We start from the raw sequence: 4,411 nt of genomic DNA, 5'->3' as shown, positions 1-4,411 counted from the left end.
CACGTCGCCATGGGCAGCTTGCTCCTACGCCGCATCAGCCACTGAGCACATTCTCAAACGGGCTCTGAGCGGCTCGAGCCCCTGGCGCTCTTCATCGAGATCATCCTGATTGACAAGGCCGGCCTCCATCCGGGTGCGCGCCCGCTCGATGCGATGCTCCGCCCTATGGTCGAATGGGCAGGTGGCCGGATCAAGTTGATGCAGCCGGCCCAAGACCTCGGCCATGATCGTCACCGTCTCGGCCGGGTCGAGTGAGGACGACAGCAGGTCTTCTCCAGGCACGGCACTCAACAGCAGCCAGTCCCGACCCGCTTCATTGGCTGCATCAAGCGCTTGGGCACAGGGAAGGCCAGTCGTTGCCAGCCAGCGCAGCCGCGCCGCCTCGTCCTGCAACTCGCTCAACGGGTCGGCAGGCTCGGTTTTCACGAACAGAGCGGGCTTCCCTGGTGCAGCAAGGCGGAATACGGCAGCCTCCGAACAGCCGATTGTCTCCTGTGTCCATCCGTAGGCTGATAGCCTACCTTCCATGCGGTAGGCGCTTGGACGCCCACCGGCCTTACTCAGCCATCTCAATCCCTTATGCTTGACAATTCATCATGGGATGTATGGCAGGTGACAACACGCCGATCCACAGCAACAGTGCTCGCTCGTCACTCGAGGTAGTGTCCGGACGATGGCAAAAGGACAGTTTGAGATAACCCGATGTCGAACGGAGGGAGTCGAAGCGGTATCAGCCGATACGACTCACGCTTTCGGGCGGCACACCCATGACCAGTTCGGCATCGGCGTCATCCTCCGTGGTGCGCAGAGATCCCTGAGTGGGCGCGGCATCGTGGAAGCCGGATCTGGCGACGTTATCACCGTAAACCCTGGTGAGGTGCATGACGGTTTGCCGCTCGGAGAGAGCGGCCGCGCATGGCAGATGCTCTATTTCGATCCTGCTGCGTTGGTGGGTCCAATCAGTGCCCTGACTGAAGGCACCGTCAGCAGTACTGAACTGTCGCACCCTGTCTTGCACGATCCGACATCGGCATTGTGGTTCGCCGCTCTCTTTCGCGCCGTGACTGATCCACATGGAGGATACAGCGAAATCGAAGGGCGGGAAAATCTGCTCTTGCTGCTGGCTCGGCTGATCGGCCGCTCCAGCACGCAGCGGCAGCGTGGAGTGTTCAAGGGAATAGAGCAAGCGCGCGAACGCATCGACGATGATCCTTCTGCACCCCTGTCGCTCGGCGAGTTGGCAGCAATCGCGAGTGTAAGCCAGTTCCAGCTTGTGCGAGGCTTCTCGAAGGAGATCGGCCTCACCCCTCACGCCTATCTCGTCCAGCGCCGGCTCCAGCGGGCGCGGAGGCTGATCGGCGAGGGCGCAGCCCTCGCCGATGCGGCTCAGGCGTCCGGCTTCGCCGACCAGAGCCACATGACCCGACTTTTCGTTCGTGCCTATGGCATGTCACCCGGCCTCTATGCCGCCGCGATGAGTTGAGCTGCAATTTCCTTCAAGACCGGACGCTTCCCCACCGAGCATATGGCTCGAAAGCAATCGAGCCGCAAATGATGACCATGCCGTTCCGCTACGCCCCTGAGATCAGATACAAATTCCCGCAACTCCGCTCCCGCGGTCTCCTGGTGAACGGCATCGACACAAGTGCCGACCCTGCCAGCCAGATTGCCCGGCTGCAGGGCATCGCCGACCAACGGCTTGCTACCGCGGGCGAAAACGAATTCCCGGAGATCCAGGCGTGGCGGCGGGCGTTCTCCACCATGGGATTGAAGCCGACGCAGTATCGGTGCGCGACGGATGCCCTGCTGAGACGTTACCGCAAAGAGGGAGCGCTTCCCGCGCTTCATCCACTGATCGACCTGTGCAACGCGGCGTCGCTCGCCTTCGCCGTTCCGATAGCGGTGTTCGACACCGCCAGGATCACCGGCGCGATGACCGTGCGGTACGCCCATGGCGACGAAACCTATGAGACTTTTGCTGGCGACATCGAACATCCCGAACTCGCAGAAGTCATCTTTGCGGATGAGAGCGGACGAGCCCACGCCAGACGCTGGACCGATCGGCAAAGCGGCTGGTCCGCCGTTCGCCCGCAAACGACACGGGTCCTGATCGTCACCAAGGCCGTGCACGAGACAGCATACGACGATGTAGCCGCTCTCGCATCATCCCTCGCCCAGGCACTGGCCGCGATTTGGCCGACCTCCGCAGTGGCAGAGAAGGAACTGCCATGACGCTGGAGTTTATCCTTACCTCCCTCGTCATCATCGCGTCGCCTGGTACCGGCGCGATCTACACGGCGGCAGCCGGCCTCTCGCGTGGGACGCGAGCAAGCCTCATTGCCGCGTTTGGCTGCACGCTCGGCATCGTCCCTCATATGCTGGCGGCGTTCAGCGGGCTCGCTGCGCTGCTGCACACGAGCGCATTAGCCTTCGAGCTTCTCAGATACCTCGGTGTCGCCTATCTGCTCTACATGGCCTGGGCAATGTTCCGCGATCCTGGAATGCTCAGCCTGGACAACAAGGCGAGCGGCAAAAGTATCAAGCAGGTGATCGTTTCGGCGGTCCTCATCAATCTGCTGAACCCCAAGCTCTCGATTTTCTTCTTCGCCTTCCTGCCTCAATTCGTCAGGACGGATGACGCAGCACTCATGAACAGGATGCTGGACCTGAGTCTGGTGTTCATGGCGATCACCTTCGTGATCTTCGCCTCTTATGGAGCCTTTGCCGCTGCTGTTCGACGGTATGTCATCCCAAGTTCCTTGGTCCAGACTTGGATGCGGCGCGGCTTTGCCGGTGCGTTCGCCGGCCTCGCGGCTCAACTCGCCCTCACGCAGCAATGAGGCTCCAGTGGTGCGTGGCAATGGCGGCCGGACCATCTAAGGAGAGTTCCAGTTGAGCCTGCATGCTGCCCTTCCCCCGAAGATCACGAGGTTTCTTGAGGCGTGGCGATTGATGCCGGACGGCCCTCTGCTGACCACACGCTCCAGTTGGGTTCTTCCGGTCCGGCGGGAGGGCTTGCCCAGAATGCTGAAGGTGGCTCGCACCCTCGATGAGCAGGCAGGCTACCGGCTCATGACGTGGTGGGATGGCCAGGGTGCTGCGAAGATCTTCGCCTCGTCCACGGATGCCCTGCTCATGGAACGGGCGCCGGCAGGCAGCCGTGATCTTGCGCAGATGGCCCGGTCGGGCCGGGATGACGAAGCCTGCCGGATCCTGTGCAGCACCCTGGCCCGGCTGCACGCGGCGCGGCATTGCCCGCTTCCGGAGCTGCATCCGCTCGAAGCCTGGTTCCAGCCGCTCTTTGAGCTCTCCCCAGAACACGCGGCGCTGGCGCCCGCCGCAGACACCGCGCGCCAGCTCCTGGCTGCGCCACAGGAGGTCGGCCCACTCCATGGCGACCTCCACCATGAGAACGTGCTCGATTTCGGCGAGCGGGGGTGGCTGGCGATCGACCCGCACGGGCTGCTAGGCGAGCGGACCTTCGATTACGCCAACATCTTCACCAACCCTGATCTCAGCGATCCGAGCCGGCCGCTCGCCACCCTGCCAGGCCGGCTGGAAGCCCGGCTGGAGGTCGTGATCAAGGCAACGGAGTTCGAGCCTAAGCGGCTCCTTCGCTGGATCGTCGCATGGACGGGCCTGTCGGCAGCCTGGTTCATCGGCGACGGCGACGATCAGGGCGCTGCCATCGATCTCACCATCAATGCAATGGCCCGCCGCCTGCTCAGCTAACGAAAGTTCCACCCTTTGTTCCTTGCTCGATCCCGCCGGAGGCGAGGGCATTATGTTCCTCGTCCCGATCATGCCCATCCATCAGCGAAGGCCAGGAGCAGCGGTCAAGGCTGGCCGCTTATCGACCACCGCTGAAAGCGGTGGAAAGCGGTCTTGAGGGCCGGGAGGACCGTAGCTTCAATGGCAAGCAGGGCAGGAAATTCACTTCAAAATCGCTCTATACCGGATGGGCGCAAACCTGCCGTTCGATCGCCGGAAAGAGTTTCAGCACAGTGACGCACGAACGAATACAGCAGATGCCACGGATCTCATGGCCGGATCTCTTCGATAAATTGAACATGCCAAGGCAGCATCCAGTGACCATGATCGGCTTGGGTCAGAACAACATGGTGCATGACCTTGGCAGGGTGGTCATTCGCATTCCGCGCCACCCTGAAGCTGAACGCGATCTGAAACGTGAGGCCCACGTACTTGAGGCCTTGCGCCCGCTCCTACCCACGCCTGCTTTGGAGCTGCGGAGTGTTGGGGAACGGCTCGTCTCTGTTCACCCCAAACTCCATGGAAGCCTGTTGTCCGATTTAACTGAGCTGAGCGAGGAAGAGCGACAGAACCTAGGCTCTGTCGCCAAAGCTGGTGAATGTCAGACGTGAGCGTATCTGGGCTGGGTGACGATACGTAC

The 4,411-nt window shown here is 61.9% G+C and carries 5 protein-coding genes and 1 pseudogene; 5 read left to right on the top strand and 1 reads right to left on the bottom strand.

Translation table 11 applies throughout. The annotated features are described in order from the left end of the window. Positions 1-51: 51 nt before the first annotated feature. Positions 52-591: pseudogene (locus EQG76_RS31150) on the bottom strand (phosphotransferase); the annotation flags it as partial. An 82-nt stretch (positions 592-673) separates the two neighbouring features. Between EQG76_RS31150 and EQG76_RS31145 the strand changes: the two are divergent. The 5 genes from EQG76_RS31145 (at position 674) to EQG76_RS31125 (ending at position 4,382) form a co-directional block, all read left to right on the top strand. After that, positions 674-1,483, top strand: coding sequence for an AraC family transcriptional regulator (locus EQG76_RS31145; protein WP_159719089.1), 810 nt, complete (start codon positions 674-676; stop codon positions 1,481-1,483). 77 nt (positions 1,484-1,560) lie between these two features. After that, positions 1,561-2,232: a B3/B4 domain-containing protein gene (locus EQG76_RS31140; RefSeq protein WP_159719091.1), complete on the top strand. Its 672-nt coding sequence runs from the start codon at positions 1,561-1,563 to the stop codon at positions 2,230-2,232. Further along, a complete protein-coding gene (locus EQG76_RS31135; protein ID WP_159719088.1) occupies positions 2,229-2,840 on the top strand; it encodes a LysE family translocator in 612 nt (203 codons plus the stop codon). Before EQG76_RS31140 ends, EQG76_RS31135 begins: the two co-directional genes overlap by 4 nt. 58 nt (positions 2,841-2,898) lie before the next feature. Further along, entirely contained in the window at positions 2,899-3,732 is an 834-nt protein-coding gene (locus EQG76_RS31130; RefSeq protein ID WP_456237668.1) for an APH(6)-I family aminoglycoside O-phosphotransferase, read from the top strand. 140 nt (positions 3,733-3,872) lie between these two features. Further along, a complete protein-coding gene (locus EQG76_RS31125) occupies positions 3,873-4,382 on the top strand; it encodes a phosphotransferase family protein (RefSeq protein ID WP_159719086.1) in 510 nt (169 codons plus the stop codon). Positions 4,383-4,411 lie beyond the last annotated feature (29 nt).

The organism is Geminicoccus flavidas, from assembly GCF_009806515.1.
In the GTDB taxonomy this organism is placed as follows: domain Bacteria; phylum Pseudomonadota; class Alphaproteobacteria; order Geminicoccales; family Geminicoccaceae; genus Geminicoccus; species Geminicoccus flavidus.
This window is presented reverse-complemented; position numbering and strand designations above follow the sequence as displayed.

Bases quoted from the DNA above. Each gene is read 5' to 3' on its own strand.
- EQG76_RS31145 (WP_159719089.1), top strand. From the start codon at position 674: ATGGCAAAAGGACAGTTTGAGATAACCCGATGTCGAACGGAGGGAGTC.
- EQG76_RS31140 (WP_159719091.1), top strand. From the start codon at position 1,561: ATGCCGTTCCGCTACGCCCCTGAGATCAGATACAAATTCCCGCAACTC.
- EQG76_RS31135 (WP_159719088.1), top strand. From the start codon at position 2,229: ATGACGCTGGAGTTTATCCTTACCTCCCTCGTCATCATCGCGTCGCCT.